Annotated in this window: 15 protein-coding genes; 10 read left to right on the top strand and 5 right to left on the bottom strand. The window is 63.3% G+C overall.

Translation table 11 applies throughout. The features are described from left to right. Positions 1 to 3 precede the first annotated feature (3 nt). The 5 genes from VMA09_21000 to VMA09_20980 are packed head-to-tail and all read left to right on the top strand — an operon-like array spanning position 4 to position 8,052. The gene (locus VMA09_21000; GenBank protein HUA36101.1) at positions 4 to 2,781 is read left to right on the top strand and encodes a GNAT family N-acetyltransferase; all 2,778 of its coding nucleotides are present in this window, start codon (positions 4 to 6) and stop codon (positions 2,779 to 2,781) included. Positions 2,782 to 2,796: 15 nt separating this feature from the next. Beyond that, positions 2,797 to 3,831 carry an efflux RND transporter periplasmic adaptor subunit gene (locus VMA09_20995; protein ID HUA36100.1) on the top strand — a complete coding sequence of 345 codons (1,035 nt, stop codon included), beginning with the start codon at positions 2,797 to 2,799 and terminating at the stop codon, positions 3,829 to 3,831. Further along, positions 3,807 to 5,789, top strand: coding sequence for an ATP-binding cassette domain-containing protein (locus VMA09_20990; protein ID HUA36099.1), 1,983 nt, complete (start codon positions 3,807 to 3,809; stop codon positions 5,787 to 5,789). Before VMA09_20995 ends, VMA09_20990 begins: the two co-directional genes overlap by 25 nt. Beyond that, a complete protein-coding gene (locus VMA09_20985; protein ID HUA36098.1) occupies positions 5,786 to 6,922 on the top strand; it encodes an ABC transporter permease in 1,137 nt (378 codons plus the stop codon). Before VMA09_20990 ends, VMA09_20985 begins: the two co-directional genes overlap by 4 nt. Continuing rightward, the gene (locus VMA09_20980) at positions 6,919 to 8,052 is read left to right on the top strand and encodes an ABC transporter permease (GenBank protein ID HUA36097.1); all 1,134 of its coding nucleotides are present in this window, start codon (positions 6,919 to 6,921) and stop codon (positions 8,050 to 8,052) included. The genes VMA09_20985 and VMA09_20980 overlap by 4 nt, the downstream gene beginning before the upstream one ends. Before the next feature lies 1 nt (position 8,053). On the opposite strand, the gene VMA09_20975 is transcribed toward VMA09_20980, so the two are convergent. From VMA09_20975 to VMA09_20960, 4 genes are all read right to left on the bottom strand, one after another. Next, the gene (locus VMA09_20975; GenBank protein HUA36096.1) at positions 8,054 to 8,494 is read right to left on the bottom strand and encodes a c-type cytochrome; all 441 of its coding nucleotides are present in this window, start codon (positions 8,492 to 8,494) and stop codon (positions 8,054 to 8,056) included. A 59-nt stretch (positions 8,495 to 8,553) separates the two neighbouring features. After that, complete coding sequence (locus tag VMA09_20970; protein HUA36095.1) at positions 8,554 to 9,945, bottom strand: DUF2252 domain-containing protein; 1,392 nt, start codon at positions 9,943 to 9,945, stop codon at positions 8,554 to 8,556. A gap of 131 nt (positions 9,946 to 10,076) precedes the next feature. Next, on the bottom strand, positions 10,077 to 10,466 hold the full coding sequence (locus VMA09_20965; GenBank protein ID HUA36094.1) for a hypothetical protein: 390 nt from the start codon (positions 10,464 to 10,466) through the stop codon (positions 10,077 to 10,079). A 1-nt stretch (position 10,467) separates the two neighbouring features. Further along, positions 10,468 to 10,974 carry a hypothetical protein gene (locus tag VMA09_20960; protein HUA36093.1) on the bottom strand — a complete coding sequence of 169 codons (507 nt, stop codon included), beginning with the start codon at positions 10,972 to 10,974 and terminating at the stop codon, positions 10,468 to 10,470. A 177-nt stretch (positions 10,975 to 11,151) separates the two neighbouring features. Here VMA09_20960 and VMA09_20955 point away from each other — a divergent pair, with 177 nt between their 5' ends. Continuing rightward, positions 11,152 to 11,913, top strand: coding sequence for a crotonase/enoyl-CoA hydratase family protein (locus tag VMA09_20955; GenBank protein HUA36092.1), 762 nt, complete (start codon positions 11,152 to 11,154; stop codon positions 11,911 to 11,913). 9 nt (positions 11,914 to 11,922) lie between these two features. On the opposite strand, the gene VMA09_20950 is transcribed toward VMA09_20955, so the two are convergent. Then, positions 11,923 to 12,168 carry a hypothetical protein gene (locus tag VMA09_20950; protein HUA36091.1) on the bottom strand — a complete coding sequence of 82 codons (246 nt, stop codon included), beginning with the start codon at positions 12,166 to 12,168 and terminating at the stop codon, positions 11,923 to 11,925. A gap of 272 nt (positions 12,169 to 12,440) precedes the next feature. Here VMA09_20950 and VMA09_20945 point away from each other — a divergent pair, with 272 nt between their 5' ends. From VMA09_20945 to VMA09_20930, 4 genes are all read left to right on the top strand, one after another. Next, complete coding sequence (locus VMA09_20945) at positions 12,441 to 13,655, top strand: DEAD/DEAH box helicase (protein HUA36090.1); 1,215 nt, start codon at positions 12,441 to 12,443, stop codon at positions 13,653 to 13,655. Between the two features lie 119 nt (positions 13,656 to 13,774). After that, complete coding sequence (locus tag VMA09_20940) at positions 13,775 to 15,508, top strand: alkaline phosphatase family protein (GenBank protein HUA36089.1); 1,734 nt, start codon at positions 13,775 to 13,777, stop codon at positions 15,506 to 15,508. 66 nt (positions 15,509 to 15,574) lie between these two features. Then, positions 15,575 to 15,769 carry a DNA-directed RNA polymerase subunit omega gene (gene rpoZ / locus VMA09_20935; protein HUA36088.1) on the top strand — a complete coding sequence of 65 codons (195 nt, stop codon included), beginning with the start codon at positions 15,575 to 15,577 and terminating at the stop codon, positions 15,767 to 15,769. Between the two features lie 95 nt (positions 15,770 to 15,864). Further along, positions 15,865 to 16,986 carry an RNA polymerase factor sigma-32 gene (locus VMA09_20930; protein HUA36087.1) on the top strand — a complete coding sequence of 374 codons (1,122 nt, stop codon included), beginning with the start codon at positions 15,865 to 15,867 and terminating at the stop codon, positions 16,984 to 16,986. The last annotated feature ends 23 nt before the right edge of the window (positions 16,987 to 17,009 follow it).

Below are 17,009 nucleotides of genomic sequence, written 5' to 3'. Positions count from 1 at the left end.
CGCATGAAGTCAAATCCATCGTCAGAAAGCGTGCCGCGCGCCGAGGCTGAAGCGGCAGAGCGCGCGATGCTCGCGGACCCGCTGCGCTACCGCGTCGAGGATATCGCGCGCGATGGTGCGTCGATTATCGTCCGCGCCATCCAGCCGAGTGACAAGGAGTTACTGAGCGAGCACTTCCATGGGCTCAGCAGCCAATCGATCTACTTCCGTTTCATGGGGATTAAGCGCGATCTCGGCGCCGCCGATCTTAAACGCCTTACCGAGGTTGATTTTCGCGATCATGTCGGCCTCGTCGCGACGCTCAGCGACGTCGGCCGCGAGCGCTTCATCGGCGTCGGCCGCTACATCCGCAAACCCGGCACAACCCACGCCGAGGTCGCCTTCGCCGTGATTGACGAGCACCAGGGCCGTGGCATCGGCACCATCCTGCTCGAGCATCTGCGCCGGATCGCGCAGGCGGGCGGGATCGATGGTTTCGAAGCCGAGGTGCTGAGCGAGAACAAACGCATGCTTGGCGTGTTCATGCAGAGTGGCTTCAAGGTCGCGCGCTCGTTCGATTCAGGCACGGTCCACGTTTATTTCCCGATTCGCGAGACGCCGCAGTTCATCGCCGCGAGCTTTGCGCGCGAGAGTTCCGCGGTGGCGGAGAGTATCGGCCGGCTGCTCAGTCCGCGCTCGGTGGCCGTCGTCGGCGCATCGCGGCAAACCGACAAGATCGGCGGCGCGATCCTCGCGAATATCATCCGCGACGGCTTCCACGGCCAAATTCACGTCGTTAACGCGAGTACGAGCGAAGTCCAGGGCAGGAAATCATTCGCGAGCGTTGCCGCGATCGGCGAGCCCGTCGATCTCGCCGTGATTTGTGTCCCACCCTCCGCAGTCGAAGCCGCGATCGACGATTGCGCGCGCGCCCATGTGCGCAACGTCGTGGTGATCACCTCGGGCTTCGCCGAAATTTCGGAAGAAGGGCGGCGCTTCGAGCGGCGTATCGGCACGCAAGTCCGCGCGGCCGGGATGCGGATGGTCGGGCCGAACTGCATGGGGATCATCAACACCGACCCTGCTGTGCAGCTCAACGCCACGTTCGCTCCGATGACTCCCACGCCGGGCAACGTCGCGATGTTCTCGCAGAGTGGCGCACTCGGGATCACGATGCTCGACTACGCGAGCATCCGTCACCTGGGGGTCTCGAGTTTCATCTCGGCTGGCAACCGCGCTGATGTGTCGAGCAACGATTGCCTGGCTTACTGGAGCCACGATCCGCGCAGCGCGGTGATCGTGTTGTACCTCGAGAGCTTCGGCAATCCGATCAAGTTCGCGCGCACCGCGCCGGAAGTCGCGCGCACCAAGCCGATCGTCGCGGTCAAGGCGGGGCGTTCGACCGCGGGCAGGCGCGCGGCGTCGAGTCATTCCGCGGCGCTGGCGAATCTCGACGTCGCGGTCGAGGCGCTCTTCGAGCAGGCCGGCGTTATCCGCACGAATACTTTGGAAGAGCTGTTCGACGTCGTCGCGATGTTCAGCACGAGCCCGCTGCCAAAGGGGCCGCGCGTGGGTGTGGTGACCAACGCCGGCGGCCCCGGGATTTTGCTCGCCGACGCATGCGAGGCGCACGGTCTCGAACTGCCGAAACTCACCGACGCCACCCTCGAGGAATTGCGATCGTATCTGCCGCTGCGTTCCGGCTTCGCAAATCCGATCGACATGACCGCCTCGGTCCCGGCTGAAGATTACGTGCGCACGATCAAGCTCGTCGGCAACGATCCCAACATCGATTCGGTCGTCGTCATCTATATCCCGCCGATGGTGACGCGGCCGGACGAAGTGGCCGAGGCGATCGCGCGCGGCGCCGCCGAGGTTCCTGCGGAGAAGCCTGTGCTGAGCGTGTTTCTTTCGTCGCAGGGTGCGCCGGAGCGAATTCATGCCGGCACACGCGGCATCATCCCGACCTACGCGTTTCCGGAAAACGCGGCACTGGCGCTCGGCATCAGCTATCGCTATGCGCGCTTCCGCGAGCGCCCTCGCGGTACAATCGAAATGCTCGACTCGGACGCGCTCAGCGTGATCCGCGATCGTATCGATTCTGCCTTAAAGGACGCGACTTCCGCGCGATGGCTGACGCATGCGGAAATTGCGACGTTGCTCGGCGCGGTCGGAATCGAAGTCGCGCACGCCGAGGAGACCAGCCTCGCCGATGTGCGCGCGGCGGCGGAACGCGTGGGCTTTCCACTCGTCGCCAAGGCGATCGCACCGGGAGTCATCCACAAGACCGACGTCGGCGGCGTGATCCTGAACATCAACTCCGCCGACGCGGCCGAAAGCGCCGTACGAACGCTCCAGGAGCGGATGAAAACCGCCAGCACCACGCTCGACGCGGTCCTGCTGCAGCGGCAGATCACAACCGGAATCGAAATGCTGGTCGGCATGACCAGTGATCCAACCTTCGGTCCTTTGATCCTGTGCGGCATGGGCGGGATCAGCGCCGAGCTGCAGAAAGATGTCTCGTTCCGTCTGCCGCCGGTGACAGATAGCGCCGCGGCCGAGATGCTCGCGACGCTCAGGATGAATCGGCTGTTCGACGGCTATCGGGGTGCTCCTCCGGGAGATCGCGACGCGCTCGTCAAGCTCATCATGCGCATCTCGGCGCTGGTCGAAGCCGCGCCGGAGCTGAGCGAACTCGATCTCAATCCGGTCAAAGTGTTGGAGCCCGGCCGCGGCGCGGTCGTGATCGACGCTCGGATGCGCATCCGTCCGCTGGCGCGCTCGCTCAGTCAACTCGAATAGCCTGGTTGTCACTTGATGCAACGCGTTTTCGTCTTCGTCGGAATCCTGAGCCTGGCAGTCATCGCGGGCACCGTCGCGTGGCTGCTGAATCGCAACCGCGTTCCTGAAGGGATTGTGCTCGTCAACGGCCGCATCGAGGGCGATCCCGTCGTGGTGGGCACCAAGGTCGCCGGACGGCTCGTGAGTCTCGCGGTCAGAGAAGGCGACGAGGTCAACGTCGGTCAGCAGATCGCCGAAATCAGCTCCGAACAGATCATCGCGGGGGTCGACGAGGCCGCTGCCCAGAAAGATTCGTCGCGCAGCAAGCTGTCAACTTCGATGGCCGCCGCCGCGGCAATGCGGCGCGAGTTGAAGAAGGCGATCGCCGATCGCGCCAGCGCCGCGGCACAATCCTACAAAGCACACCAGGATGCCGAGCGTATCCAGAAGCTGTTTGACGACCAAATCGTGCCGCAATCCGATCTCGACGCCGCGATCGCCGCGCGCGACGTGGCCGCCGCTAACCTGCAATCTGCCGATGAGCAGGTTGCGGCAGCGCAACGCGCGGTCGATGCCTCGGACTCCGAAGTCGCCAGCTCCGAGAAGAACGTCCACGCCGCGGCAGCCGCGCTCGACGGTCAGCGCGCAACATTCGGCGACACGCAGATTCAATCGCCGCTCAAAGGCGTCGTATCCACCAAGGTCGCGGAGCAGGGCGAGGTGCTCGCGCCCGGCTCGCCTATCGTGATCGTGACCGATCTCGATGCGCTCTACATGAAGGCCTACGTGCCCGAGCCGGAAATCGGTCATATCAAGCTCGGCGATCGAGCGCAGGTTTACGTCGATGCGTACCCGTCGCAGCCTTTCGCGGCGACGGTGCGCGAGATCGCGCCGCGCTCCGAATTCACGCCCAAGGAAGTTCAGACCCGTGAGGAACGCACCAAGCAGGTCGTGGCGGTGAAGCTTTATCTCGATTCGAATCCGCAGCATGAACTGGTGCCGGGGATGCCGGCCGACGCCGCGATCCGCTGGAAGACGGAGGCGCCGTGGGTGAATCCGCTCAACTACTGACCGGCGCGGATGCTCACGGCCCTGTCCGCGATGCAGCAGGCGATACCACGCTGGCGGTGAGCGCGCGGAACTTGCGCAAGTCATATGGCCGCAACATCGCGCTGGATTCGATCAATCTCGAAATTCGCCGCGGCGAGTTCTTCGGCCTGATTGGTCCCGATGCGGTCGGCAAATCGACCTTGCTCAAGGCGATCGCCGGCGTGCTTCACGTTGCGGGCGACTTGTCGATCTTCGGCGTCGAAGCTGCAAGTGCGGCGGGCGCGGAGCGCGCCAAAACCCGCATCGGATTCATGCCGCAGGGGATCGGTCTAAATCTCTATCCCGAGCTCAGCATCGACGAAAATCTCGATTACCTTGCCGAGCTGCGCCTGCTGCCGAGCGCGCTGCGCCTCGAATCGAAAGCGCGGCTGCTTGCGATGACGCAGCTCACTCCTTTTCGCGACCGCGCCGCGGGCAAACTCTCGGGCGGCATGAAACAGAAGCTTGGACTTTGCGGCGCGCTGATTGGCGAGCCCGATTTGATCGTGCTCGACGAGCCGACCACCGGCGTCGATCCCGTTTCGCGGCGCGACTTCTGGGACATCCTGACGCAGCTCGTTATCGAGCGCGGCATCACCGCGATCGTTTCGACCTCGTACCTCGATGAAGCCGAGCGCTTCGAGCGTTTGGCCTTCATGTACGGCGGCCGCTTTCTTGGGCTCGGTGCGTCCGATGAAGTGCGTCATTCGGTCGTGGTGACGCCGCGCGAGTTCGAGCCTGCGGCGATGAAGACCGCGACCGCGGTGCTGGATTCCGCGAGTCTTCATTTCAGGCGCATCAGCCGCAGAATCAGGATCGCGCCGCGGCCCGCTGACGAGGCCGACCTTGCGACGGTTGCCGCGCAACTCGCGCCGGAAACCAAGCCTGCCGATCCGAGGCCATCGCTCGATGACATCTTCGCCGCGAGCATCGCCAGCGTTCGTGGCGAACGACAACGCTACGCACAGTTCCCGCGCGACAGCGGCAGCGGAGCACTCGGCGGCACTCCGATCGAAATCGCATCGCTCACAAAGCGCTTCGGCGATTTCACCGCCGTCGATCGCGTGAGCTTCAGCATCGCGCGCGGCGAGATCTTCGGCCTGCTCGGACCCAATGGCAGCGGCAAGACCACGATCATCAAGATGATCTGCGGCCTGCTCGCGCCTGACGAGGGCCGTGCTCAAGTTGCGGGTCTCGATGTCGCATCATCGGGCCGGATGCTGCGGCGGCGCATCGGATACATGTCGCAGCTCTTCTCGCTGTACGGCGATCTCACGGTCAGCGAGAACCTGAAGCTCTACGGCGCTATCTACGATGTCGATCGTGCGCGGCTGGTCAGCCGCACCGAATGGGTGCTCGACCAGGCCGACCTGCGCGGCCGCGAACGCGAGCTCGCCGCGAAGCTGCCGCTCGGCGAGCGCCAACGCCTGGCGCTCGGATGCGCGGTGCTGCACGCTCCGCAGGTGCTCATCCTCGACGAGCCGACCTCGGGTGTCGATCCGATTGCACGTGACTCGTTCTGGCGCATCATTCGTGACCTCGCGGCCAATTGCGGCGTCACGATCCTGGTTTCAACGCACTATCTGTCCGAAGCCGACGGATGCGATCGGGTGGCGCTGCTCGATGCCGGACGGCTGATCGCGCTTGGCGCTCCGAGCGAGATTCGCGAGCTTGCCGCGGCGCGCCGCGGCAATCCTGTCATTGTGGAAACGGCAGAATATCGCGCCGCGCTCCATATTCTGCGCGCGCATGGATTGCCGGCGACGCTCTTCGGCCGCGACATTCACGTCCTGACGCTGCATCCCGAAGAAATCGCACATCGGATCGAAACGATCCTGACGGCGGCTGGGATCGGGGCCCAACTTCGGCGCGACACGATCAGCTTCGAAGACGCGTTTATCGAGATGGTGGAGTCGTCGCGCAAAGTGGGCACGGTATGAATTTCCGCCGCGTGCTCGCGATCGCCCGTCTCGAGACGCGGCTCCTGCGCCGCGATCCGATGATCGTGTTGCGCGCGATCGGAACACCGCTGGTGCTGATGCTGCTGTTCGGCTACGGGCTTTCGCTCGATGTCGAGCACATTCCATTTGCCGTGATCGATTACGATCACAGCGCGACGAGCCGCGATTACATCTACACCTTCGCCGGCAATCGCACCTTCGATCTGGTGAGCGCAGACGCCAGCGAGCGCGAAGTCGAAGCGATGTTGCGCCGCGGCGATATTCGCCTCGCGATCATCGTGCCGCCGCAGTTCGAGCGCACGCTTTATCACGGTTTGCCGGCAACGGTGCAACTCATGGTTGACGGCGTGTACGCGTTCCGCGCTGAGATCACGCGCGGCTACGCGCTCGCCGCTCATGAGCGCGCGGCCGACGATATCCTGAGCGCAAGAATTCAGGAGCGCACCGGCCACGCGCTCGATCTTCAGCCGATCGAAGTGCGCACGCGCTACCTGTTCAACGAGAATCTGCGCACCACCAACACGATCGTGCCCGGACTCTTGCCGATGATTCTGATGATGACGCCGGCGGTAATGATGGCGCTGGCGATCGTGCGTGAGAAGGAACTCGGCTCGATTTACAATTTCTTCTCCTCGCCGGCGACGCGCGCCGAATTCGTCATCGGCAAGCTGATGCCCTACATCGTGATCGGTTTTACCAACGCGTTGTTCCTGGGGCTGCTGACGGTGATCCTGTTCGGCGTTCCGTTCAAAGGATCGCTCGCGATTTACGCCGCCGGGATGCTGGTCTACGTCACCGCGACGGCGGGAATCGGACTGCTCGTCTCGTCATTCGTCAAGAGCCAGCTCGGCGCCAACATCGTCGCGATGATCATCACGATCGTGCCGTCGGCGCTTTACTCAGGAATGTTGATCCCGATTTCGTCGATGAGCCCGCTCACACGCGTGGTTGCGCATCTTTTTCCGGGCATGTTCGGCAACAACATCGTCATCGGCACGTTCCTCAAAAACTTGCCGCTGCGTGCGATGCTCGCGGATTTCGCCACGCTCGGGCTGTTTATCATCGTCTTCATGGCAGCGGGGATCGTGCTCACCCCGAAGCGCGAACGATGAGCCTGCGCCGCTTCCGTGCCCTGGTCTGGAAGGAATTGCTCGAGCTGAGCCGCGACTCGATCGTGATTCTGTTCGTGATCTACGCCTTTACCGGCGATATTTTCACCGCCGCGCAGGGATTCCATCTCGAGCTCACCAACGCTGCGATGTCCGTGATCGACTACGATCACAGCGCGGCCAGCCGCGAGCTCGTCGCGCGTTTTGCCGCGCCTTACTTCAGCCTGCGCAAGACGCCGGCCAGCGAGCGCGAAATGCTCAAGCGGCTCGATTCGGGCGCGGATCTGCTCGGCATCGTCATTCCACATGGCTTCCAGAGCGACCTCGAGCATGGCCAGCATGCCGCGATCCAGCTTTTCCTTGACGGTTCCCGTGCGACGCACGCGTCGCTAGCCGAAGGCTACGCTCGAGAAATCATCGGGGGACTCGGGAGCGAGATGAGCATGCGCCGGATCGGGCTGACCGCTCTCGATCAGAACCGGATGCCGATGGTCGAGGCAGCGCTGCGCGTGCGCTTCAATCCGAATCGGCGCGAGGAGTTTTTCAATGGCATCAACGAGATGCTCATCATGCTCTCGGTGCTGGCGATCGCGCTGCCGGCCTCGGCGCTGATTCGCGAGCGCGAGCACGGCACGATCGAGCAATTGTTGGTTTCGCCGATCGAGCCATGGGAGCTGCTGCTCGCGAAAATTGCGGCGAGCACGGTCGTGCTCATCTTCGGCGCGCTGCTGGCGACGTTCTGCCTGCTGATCCCGTTTTTTCACGTTCCGGTGCGCGGCAGTCTCGGCTTGTTCTTCGCCTGCGCGGCCATCTTCGTCTTCACGATGGCGGGCCTGGGGCTCGTCGTCGCATCGTTCTGCCGTACGATGCCGCAGGTGTCGATGATGACGCTCATCGTGATGGCGCCAATCATCTTCCTGTCAGGCGCCTGGACGCCGCCCGAGGCGATGCCGGGGTGGCTTGCCGAAGCGACGGTGTTGTCGCCGCTCAGATGGTTCAACGAGATCGCATTCGGGATCTTCCTGCGCGGTGCGTCGCTCGGCGATTTGCAGAGGCCACTCACGATGATGATCGTGCTGGGCGCGGTCTTTTTCGCCTGGGGCGCGACGCAGTTCCGTCGGCATTTTCGCTAGCTCACTTCGACGGCTGATCCTGAATCGATTGAAGATAGCCGATGATCTTCGCGAGGCGATCTTTGACGGCACGCTCGCGCTGCGAACCTTCGGCGGTCATGTCGTTGAAGCGTTCGCCCCACACCGGCATATCGCGATCGCCGTGCGCTGCGACGGCGGCGCGCCCGTCGATGAAGTCCGCGATTTTGGCCGCGGGTAAAGGATTGCCGTAGCGCGCACCCAGCAACCGCAAATTCGCCGGCGGGGTTTGGAGCACGCCGGCAACCGGGCCGCGCCCGTCAGCATTGAGCCCGTGGCACGATGAGCAAAACCTTACATACAGCACACGCCCATCCTCGATCGCGGCCGGATCGGCCGCCCTTGCCGGCGCTCGAGCCACAAGGCTGAGCGTCACTGTAACGAGGACGATCATCGCAAGTGCAAATCGAGGGTTTCGTTCCATCCAGCTCGCGTGCATTTTCACCAGGGTGGACAGTATCTACTTCGTGCAGGAGTTTGGAGCTAGCGCCTTGCTTTGATGCGGCCTTGGCGAATCGCTTTCAGCATCGCGGCATAGTCGCGCTCGGTCTGGTCGGCATAAGCCTCCGAGAAGTTGATGATTGCGCCTTCGAAGGCCGCGCCCGATCCCAGGTAGCCCGCGATCATCGCGGGTTCTCCGGTGCGCGCGTGAGCGCGGGCCAGCGTGCGGCCGCAAGCCGCCGAGAAGAACGCCAGGTCGGCGGGATCGGCCGCGTCCACCGGCATCGGAATCTTCATGTCGCGGAGCTGGCGCACGTAAAAGGCGCGGCCCGGTTCCATCCCCACCATCCAGCCCAGGAAGATGTCGCTCGCGGCCTGCATCAGGCGCTGACCCGCGACCACCCGCTCACCATGCGTCGTAAACTTGCTCTGGCCGGCAAACGGCTCCAGCACGGAAGCGCGCGCTTCCTTGATCTGGAGAAACAGCGGCGCATTCTGCTCGTCGCTGAACAGCGCAATTTCGCAATAGGTGCCGACGCTGCCGATGCCAACGACCTTGAGCGCAACGTCCTGAAGCTCGAAGCGATCGAACAGGGTTCGATATGCAACCGGCAACGAATCGCGATACGTCTTGAGCGCATTCTTGACCCGCGCGAAGTACCTGCGCGTGCGCTGGCGCGGCAGATGGTAGAGGAGCGGCGGCCGATTTTCGATTTTCATCGAGCCGGCGCCGGCATGACTGCGCTTTTTTGCGGCGGCCGTGAGAGGCACGTGGCTCGGAACGGCTTGCTCACGCGCTTTGCGGACGAGGTCGCGATCTTTTCGCTCCTTTGATGACTCCGGGTGCCTGGCGATCAACTCCGTGAGGTCGATGCGCTGGTACCAGACATCAAGTGCGGTCATCCGCGCATAGCGCGCCATGTGTTCGCAGTACGCCGCGATTGCGCCACGCAGCGCGCGCTCGCGATCCTTCTTTTTGGTGCCACCCGAGCGGCCTGCCACTTCGATACTCACCGCGAGCCGCTTCAGGTCCCATTCCCAGGGCGCGGGCAGCGTTTCATCGAAATCGTTGATGTCGAAAATCAGGTTGCGCTCGGGAGTGGCGAACGCGCCGAAGTTCATGATACGGCAATCGCCGCAGGCCTGCACGCGCAGCCCTGTCGATGGTGTGCGCGACAGATCCCAGGCCATGATCGATGCTGCGCCGCGCAGGAACGCAAACGGCGACTGGCGCATCCGCTCGTAGCGAATTGGCAGCAACGCCGCGATTCGGCCCTTGTCGGACTCGAGCAGCGTTGCGATCGGATCGGGACGGTCCTGCGCCGGCTGCCAATCGCCATGCAAAGAGCGTTGCGAACGCCCGCGCAATGCGCGGCCCGCGGCCAGCCGATCTTTGAGCGGCACGAATGTGGTGTTGCTACGCGCGGTTGCCATCCCGGATGGTTATCGCTTGCGCGACGGTGTTAGCATCGCGACCCGATCGAGCAAAAGCAACGAGCGCAACTCGCATCCAGAGTGGCGGCGCGTTATTTAAGAGAGCGCGCTTCGCGGCTAGCAGCTGAACATCAATGATGCCCACCGCCGCCGTGGCCGCCGCCCGCAGGCGCGCCATGAACACCTCCGCCGGGAGCGCCATGAGAACCTCCGCCAGCGGTGCCGTGAAATCCACCGGGAGCGCCATGAAAGCCGCTGCCCGCATATCCGGGGGCTGGATGATAGAACTCGGTGTGATGCCCCGCGCCCCAATGGTCTTCCCACGGATGATGGACGACAAACCCCGGATCGTAGCCCAAGGTATTTCCCCATCCCCATGAATAGGGCGCGTACCCGTAGCTCGGGTAATCCGGGTAGCCATAGACCGGCGCACATCCGGTGAGAGCACAGGCGACCGCGCCGGCGACGATGAGCATCCCAATTGATCGGCCCAGGATGCGATGCCGTTGCGATGAGTTCATGTCAGGGTGCTCCCCACGCCGGATTGCCGTTATCGTGGTAGAAGGCCAAACCCGGTGTCTTGGCGGCGGGAACGTCAAGGCTGGTGCGCAGGTGACCATTGGGACCGTACATCCCGATTCCCGGCTCGCCGGCCTTCCCCAGCGCCATCGTGGACCGCACCTTCCCTTCCGCGTCGTACAGGTCCAACCCCGGCGTACCGTCGGCGGCGAGGTCTAATGTGATCCGGGTCCGGCCGCTCGGGTCTTCGAGATTGAATCCGACGGACCCGTCGGCCAGGACGCCCATCGCGCCGCGCAGCTTGCCCGTACTGTCACGCAAGAGGAATTGCTGAGCCTCCAGTGTCTCAGGGAACGTCGAGCTCGTTTGCGCCATCGTGACCACTGCGCCGCACAGCAGCAGGATCGCTCCAGTCGCCAGGCGCAGACGTTTGTTGCTCCGTTGGAGCTTTGCCTGCTGCAGCTCCAGGCGTGAAAGTCTCTCGATAAGCTCTGTCGTTGATTGCTCCATTGGATAACCCCGTGGGTAGCGCGGTTCAGGCGTCGAAGTTGGTCGCCGCAACGCCGCGGCTGATCTGATCGATTATATGGTCCTTGCGCCGCGTCGGTTCCAGTTAGACTCGAACACTTATAGCGCGCGCTTGGGACATGGTGGCGTGTTAGCCTGACGGTCCCGGAGGAGATTCGAATGAGCGTCGAGTACCAGGTTGAGAACCACATCGCGGTCGTCACCATCAATCGGCCCGAGGCGCGCAATGCGGTCGATCGCCCGACGGCGGCGGCGCTGGCCGCATCGTTCCGGCGTTTCGACGCGGACGATTCGGCTTGGGTCGCGATCCTGACCGGTGCTGGCGGCTATTTCTGCGCGGGCGCCGATCTCAAGGCCGTCGCGAGCACACGCGGGAACCGTGTGACAGAAAGTGGAGACGGCCCGCTCGGATGCTCGCGAATGCTGTTGAGCAAGCCGGTCATCGCGGCGGTCGAGGGCTTCGCCGTCGCGGGCGGCCTCGAGCTCGCGCTCTGGTGCGATATGCGCGTGGCAGCGCGAGATGCGGTGTTCGGCGTGTTCTGCCGGCGCTTCGGCGTGCCGCTGGTCGATGGCGGCACGATCCGCCTGCCGCGTCTTATCGGGATGAGCCACGCGATGGACATGATCCTCACCGGGCGCGGCGTGTCTGGCGACGAGGCCCGCATGATGGGCCTCGCCAATCGAATCGTCGAGCAAGGGCAGGCTCTGGCTGCCGCGCGCGAACTCGCCGAGCAGATCGCGGCGTTCCCGCAACGATGCATGCGCTCGGATCGGATGTCGGCCTACGAGAGTTTCACGATGGAACTGCCCGAGGCGCTGCTCAACGAATATCGCTACGCGATCGCGACGATAAATTCCGGGGAGACGCGCGAAGGCGCCGCGCGCTTCGCCTCAGGCACCGGTCGCCACGGCAAGTTTTAGTTTGCGGCCTTACTTCGTTTTCGAGGGGTCCGTGCTTGATTGAATGCATTGCGCGGCGCGCATGCGAAGGCCGATCACCGGATCGTTTTCGAAGCGCTCGCGATCCTTGGCGCAATCACCCTGGTTGGTATAGGTGCCGAACACTGAAGCGACCGGCGTCGTCGCTGCGTTGGCGGCGCCCGGAGTCGCGGCTTCCGAGGGCAACATCAAGTACCACGTCATCAGTCCTAAGGCGGCGGCATGGCAAATCTTCATGTGGCGCGCATACTCTCACGATCGGCGGCGCTACATCCACCAAAATCGTTTCTGCGCTTCCAATCCAATGCTCAACGGCCGATCGTTTGACCCCTCAAACTCGGCGCGGCAGGCCGTTGTTACGTTCTGATACGTCGTGTATGCTTATCCGCAAGTCAATCGTGACTTATGCGCGCGTCGGATTCCGCGACGCCAATCTCGCTAACCTCAAGACCCCAATGGCGCGGCGACAGCCGGCTGGAATCCGAGGAGGTCTGACATAGGATTACTGTTTGTCCTTTTCTGAGTTTCCCCTTTCACCCGAACTCCAACGTTCAATCCGCGATCGTGGCCATCACACCCCCACGCCGATCCAGGCGTTGGCGATGCCCATCGCACTCGACGGCCGCGACCTTGTCGCCACGGCCGAAACCGGCAGCGGCAAGACTTCGGCCTTCCTGATCCCGCTGATCGATAGGCTCCAGCGCAAGGGCGTCAAGCATCTTGGCGCACTGGTGATCGCACCGACGCGCGAACTCGCGATGCAGGTGATGCAGGAGTTCGAGTTGCTCGCGCGGCATACCGGACTTCGCGCCGCGCGCGTCATCGGCGGCGAGTCCGAGAAGCGTCATATCGCCGAGATCAAGAAGGGCGTGCAGGTGATCGTCGCATGCCCCGGGCGCCTCATCGATTACCTCGAGCGCGGCATCGTTAAGCTCGATCATGTCGAGTACATCGTGATCGACGAGGCCGACCGCCTGCTCGACATGGGCTTCCTGCCGCAGCTTCGCCGCATCATGAAGATGGCACCGCGCAATCGGCAGACCCTGATGTTCTCGGCCACGATGGCGACCGGACCCGAGATAATCGCGCGCGAGTTTTTGCATCGTCCCGAGCGCGTCTCGGCCAGCACGAAGACCGCGCCGCCTTCGCAGATTCGGCAGACGATCTGCCCGGTCACGCTCGATAACAAGAGCGCGATGCTGCTCGAGATCCTGCGCCGGCCCGAAGTCGAGAGCGCGATCGTTTTCACCCGGACCAAGAGCCGCGCAGACCGAATCGCCAAGATGCTCCAGCGCAATCGCGTCAAGGCGGTGCAGATCCACGGCGACCGCTCCCAGGGCCAGCGCAACGCCGCGCTGTCTGGCTTCCGCGAGCGCCACTATCGCGTGATGGTCGCGACCGACGTCGCGGCGCGCGGGCTCGATATCCCCGACGTCTCACACGTGATCAATTTCGATCTGCCCGAGGAGACCGAGGGCTATATCCATCGGATCGGCCGCACGGCGCGGATGGGCAAGTCGGGCGAGGCGATAAGTCTCGTCACTCCCGAGGAACGCGTGATGCTCGCACGGCTGGAACGCACGCTCGGCGGCGAGTTGGAGCGCGACCATGTCGAGGGTTTCGACAAGGTCGAAATCACGGCGCCAAAGCCGGTGACGCTGTTCCGCTCGTCGTCGGCGCGGGGCAAATCGGGGCGCAATCGTCCGCGCTCGCGCTGGGCGTAGCACTAAAAAATCGAAAACCACAAAGGGCACGAAGGTCATTAAGTTGAGCCTTCGTGTCTTCGTGCCTTGGTGTTGAGTTTCTGCCTTTCTCGGCTGGATCGATTCAGTCAGAATGCGCCATGCGGCGCCGCACCCTGCTTCCTCTCTCCAGCATCGTAATTTTCCTGGCTTTGTTGATCGCCTCATGCACGACGACTCGCAACCTGGTGCTGAGCGGCGGCGAGCAGCATCCGACGCCCGCGCCGCATGTCGATGAACCCGGTCCGCACGTTCTGATCTTCGGCTTCGATGGCGTCGGCTACAATCAATTGAACGAGGCGATCGCGTCAGGCCATGCGCCGGACCTCGCGGCGCTGCTCGGCAAGCCCGAGCGCGGTGGCGTTTACGGTCACGCTTACTCGGCGCCCGACGCGGAGACGATCTTTCCGGCGATCACGGCCGCGGCGTGGTCGGTGATCTTCACCGGCGAGCCGAGCGCCTACACGAGTATTCCGGGCAACGAATGGTTCTCGCGCGAGAAAATGCAGTTCTACGCGCCGATACCGGTGTCGGTGCCCGAGACCAGCGACACGCTAAAAATGCTCGGCGACGATCTGATCGGCCAGCAGCTAACCGCGCCCACGCTCTACGAGCAGGCGGGAGTGAAGTCCGGCGTTTCGATGAACATGGTTTATCGCGGCGCCGATACCTTCACGACCGTGCCGCCGACCACGTTCGTCGCGGTGGTCGCCGACTATCTCGTTGGTGCGACCGGCGGTCCGAGTGGCAATCGCACCGTTTATGCGAAGTTCGACGAAGACTCGATCACCAAGCTGTCTGCCGCCTTCGCTCAGGGTGGTATCCCGCGTCTGCAGACCGTCTATTTCCCCGGTATCGATTTGTACACGCACGTCGCGCCTGGCGATCCGCTCAAGCAGCAGGTCGCGTATCTCGAGGAAATAACCGATCCGCTCGTCGGCAAAGTCGTCGAGGAGTATCGATCGCGCGGCCTGATGAGCAATACGTTCGTCGTAATCCTCGCCGATCACGGCCATATTCCTGTGCTCAACGATCCGATTCATGCGCTAGCCGTCGATCCCGATACGGGTCCAGCGGCGGTGCTCAAGGCCGCGGGATTTCGTCCACGTCCGTTCGTGCTGAATCCGTCGTCGGCACAGCAGGATTATCAGGCCACGCTCGCCTACGAGGATTCGATCGCGTACGTGTACCTGGCGGATCGCTCGACGTGTCCCAACATCTCCAACAGATGCGATTGGACGAAGCCGCCCCGATTTGAAGAAGATGTGCTGCCGATCGCGAAGGCATTTTACGAAGCGAATCGCACCGGCGCCGGCGCGCCGCGTCTCAAGGGCAGTCTCGAGCTGATCTTCGCGCGCAAGCCGGTCAAGCCGGGAACGCAAACCAACGAATACGAGGTGTTCGACGGCAAGCGCCTCGTTTCAATCGAAGATTATCTCGAGGATCATCCGCATCCCGGTCTGCTCGATCTCGATCGGCGGATGCGCTGGCTGTCGATGGGACCGCATGGGACTCGGGCCGGCGATGTACTGTTGTTGGCGCGCACGGGACTGACGATTCCGATCGAGCAGCGCTTCTACTTCGCCCATCTTTTCCATTCGGTGCACGGCAGCGCGTCGATACAGGACGGACATATTCCGCTCGTCCTGTCGCATGAAGGATGCCGCGGCGAACGCCTCAAAGAAGCGATGGAACACACAACCGGATCTCGCCCGACGACGCTCCACGTCACGCCGATGGTGCTGAATCTGCTGAGTCACGGCGACAAATACTGCAACGGCAAGAACAGCGCTCCCGCCGTGACGGCAAAATCCGCTGCGGCGAAAACGCAGTAAAATCGCGCTGAGGTCCGAATCCTCGTGCGTTGACAAGCGCGGCGACAGGCCGGACAATTACGACCAATGGCACGTATTACCGTAGAAGATTGTCTTGAGCGGATTCCCAACCGCTTTGAGCTGGTGCTCGGCGGCGCTCGCCGCGCCAAGCAACTGCTCAAAGGCGCTCGTCCCCTGGTCGAGTCCGATAACAAGGAAGTAGTCACGGCGCTGCGCGAAATCGCCGCCGGCAAAGTCACGGTCGAAGAACCCGAAAGTTAAGATCGCACCGCCGGTCTCATTCGATCGGCCTCTTCATTTATCGTTCGCTACCCCCTGCCGGCGCGGGCGCCATAAGCCGGCGCAAGAATCGTCCGGTGCCTCGCAAACCCAGCAAGAGCAAAGCCCCGCCGCGCGGCGCGACGAAGTCGCGGCCCAGGAGCGAACCCGCGCCACGGCCTGCTGGCGCTACGCCCGAAACCGGCGCTGAAGAACCTGCGATCGAAGTCGAGGAGTTCCATCCCGTCGCGGCGAACGACGACGGTGAGATCGAGACTGACACCGCGGCGCCGATCCACACTTTCGACGACGATGACCACGAGGCCGATGACGCCGGATCCGCCGATAGCGAAGCGGAGGATTCCTCGGCGCTCGTAGCTTTCGATCCGCTGAGCCGCTATCTCGCCGAGATTCGCCGCTTTCCGCTGCTGACGCGCGAAGAGGAGGCGCAGGTCGCGCGGCGCTACGCCGATACTCACGATCAGGAAGACGCCTATCGGCTGGTCACCGCGAATCTTCGCCTTGTAGTAAAAATCGCCTACGAGTTCGCGCGCGCCTCGAGGAACGTTCTCGACCTCGTCCAGGAAGGCAACGTCGGCTTGATGGAAGCGGTCAAGAAGTTCGATCCGAGCCGCGGGATCCGCTTTCCCTCGTACGCCGTGTGGTGGATTCGCGCGTACATCTACCGCTACCTGCTCAACAACTGGCGCCTGGTAAAAATCGGCACGACCCAGGCGCAGCGCAAGCTCTTCTTCAACCTGCGCAAGGAGAGCGAGCGCCTCGAGGCCGAGGGCTTCAAGCCACAGCCGCTTCTCCTCGCGCAGCGGATGGGCGTCAAGGAGAGCGAGGTGCGCGAGATGCAGGAGCGGATGGCGCAGAGCGAGATCTCGCTCGACCAGCCGCTCTCGGGGGGCGAGGATACGAGTCTCCTCGACGTGCTGCCCGATACCGGCACGCCCGAGCAGGAAACCGCCGACGCCGAGTTCCGCGAGTTCGCGCGCGAGAAGGTCGAGAAGTTCGCCGCGCAGCTCAAGGACAAGGAGCTCGAAATTTTCAAGGCGCGCCTGCTGGCCGAGGATCCGATGACGCTGCAGGAAATCGGCGAGCGCCACGGTATCAGCCGCGAGCGCGTGCGCCAGATCGAAACGCGGCTCAAGCGGCGCCTCAAGGATTTCCTCAAAGCCGAAGCCGCCGATATCGAAGACGCCGGCACCTCCTAGCGGAACGCTCTGCCGCGAGTCTT

This window comes from Candidatus Binataceae bacterium (genome assembly GCA_035508495.1).
Lineage (GTDB): Bacteria > Desulfobacterota > Binatia > Binatales > Binataceae > JASHPB01.
Note: the sequence above shows the minus strand (reverse complement) of the source record. Positions and strands in the feature narration are given on the sequence as shown.

What these genes read in the sequence shown, in the direction of transcription:
- VMA09_20985 (HUA36098.1), top strand. Translation starts at nt 5,786, where the DNA reads ATGAATTTCCGCCGCGTGCTCGCGATCGCCCGTCTCGAGACGCGGCTC.
- VMA09_20965 (HUA36094.1), bottom strand. Translation starts at nt 10,466, where the DNA reads ATGAACTCATCGCAACGGCATCGCATCCTGGGCCGATCAATTGGGATG.
- VMA09_20955 (HUA36092.1), top strand. Translation starts at nt 11,152, where the DNA reads ATGAGCGTCGAGTACCAGGTTGAGAACCACATCGCGGTCGTCACCATC.
- VMA09_20960 (HUA36093.1), bottom strand. Translation starts at nt 10,974, where the DNA reads ATGGAGCAATCAACGACAGAGCTTATCGAGAGACTTTCACGCCTGGAG.
- VMA09_20940 (HUA36089.1), top strand. Translation starts at nt 13,775, where the DNA reads ATGCGGCGCCGCACCCTGCTTCCTCTCTCCAGCATCGTAATTTTCCTG.
- rpoZ (HUA36088.1), top strand. Translation starts at nt 15,575, where the DNA reads ATGGCACGTATTACCGTAGAAGATTGTCTTGAGCGGATTCCCAACCGC.
- VMA09_20975 (HUA36096.1), bottom strand. Translation starts at nt 8,494, where the DNA reads ATGGAACGAAACCCTCGATTTGCACTTGCGATGATCGTCCTCGTTACA.
- VMA09_21000 (HUA36101.1), top strand. Translation starts at nt 4, where the DNA reads ATGAAGTCAAATCCATCGTCAGAAAGCGTGCCGCGCGCCGAGGCTGAA.
- VMA09_20950 (HUA36091.1), bottom strand. Translation starts at nt 12,168, where the DNA reads ATGAAGATTTGCCATGCCGCCGCCTTAGGACTGATGACGTGGTACTTG.
- VMA09_20995 (HUA36100.1), top strand. Translation starts at nt 2,797, where the DNA reads ATGCAACGCGTTTTCGTCTTCGTCGGAATCCTGAGCCTGGCAGTCATC.
- VMA09_20980 (HUA36097.1), top strand. Translation starts at nt 6,919, where the DNA reads ATGAGCCTGCGCCGCTTCCGTGCCCTGGTCTGGAAGGAATTGCTCGAG.
- VMA09_20970 (HUA36095.1), bottom strand. Translation starts at nt 9,945, where the DNA reads ATGGCAACCGCGCGTAGCAACACCACATTCGTGCCGCTCAAAGATCGG.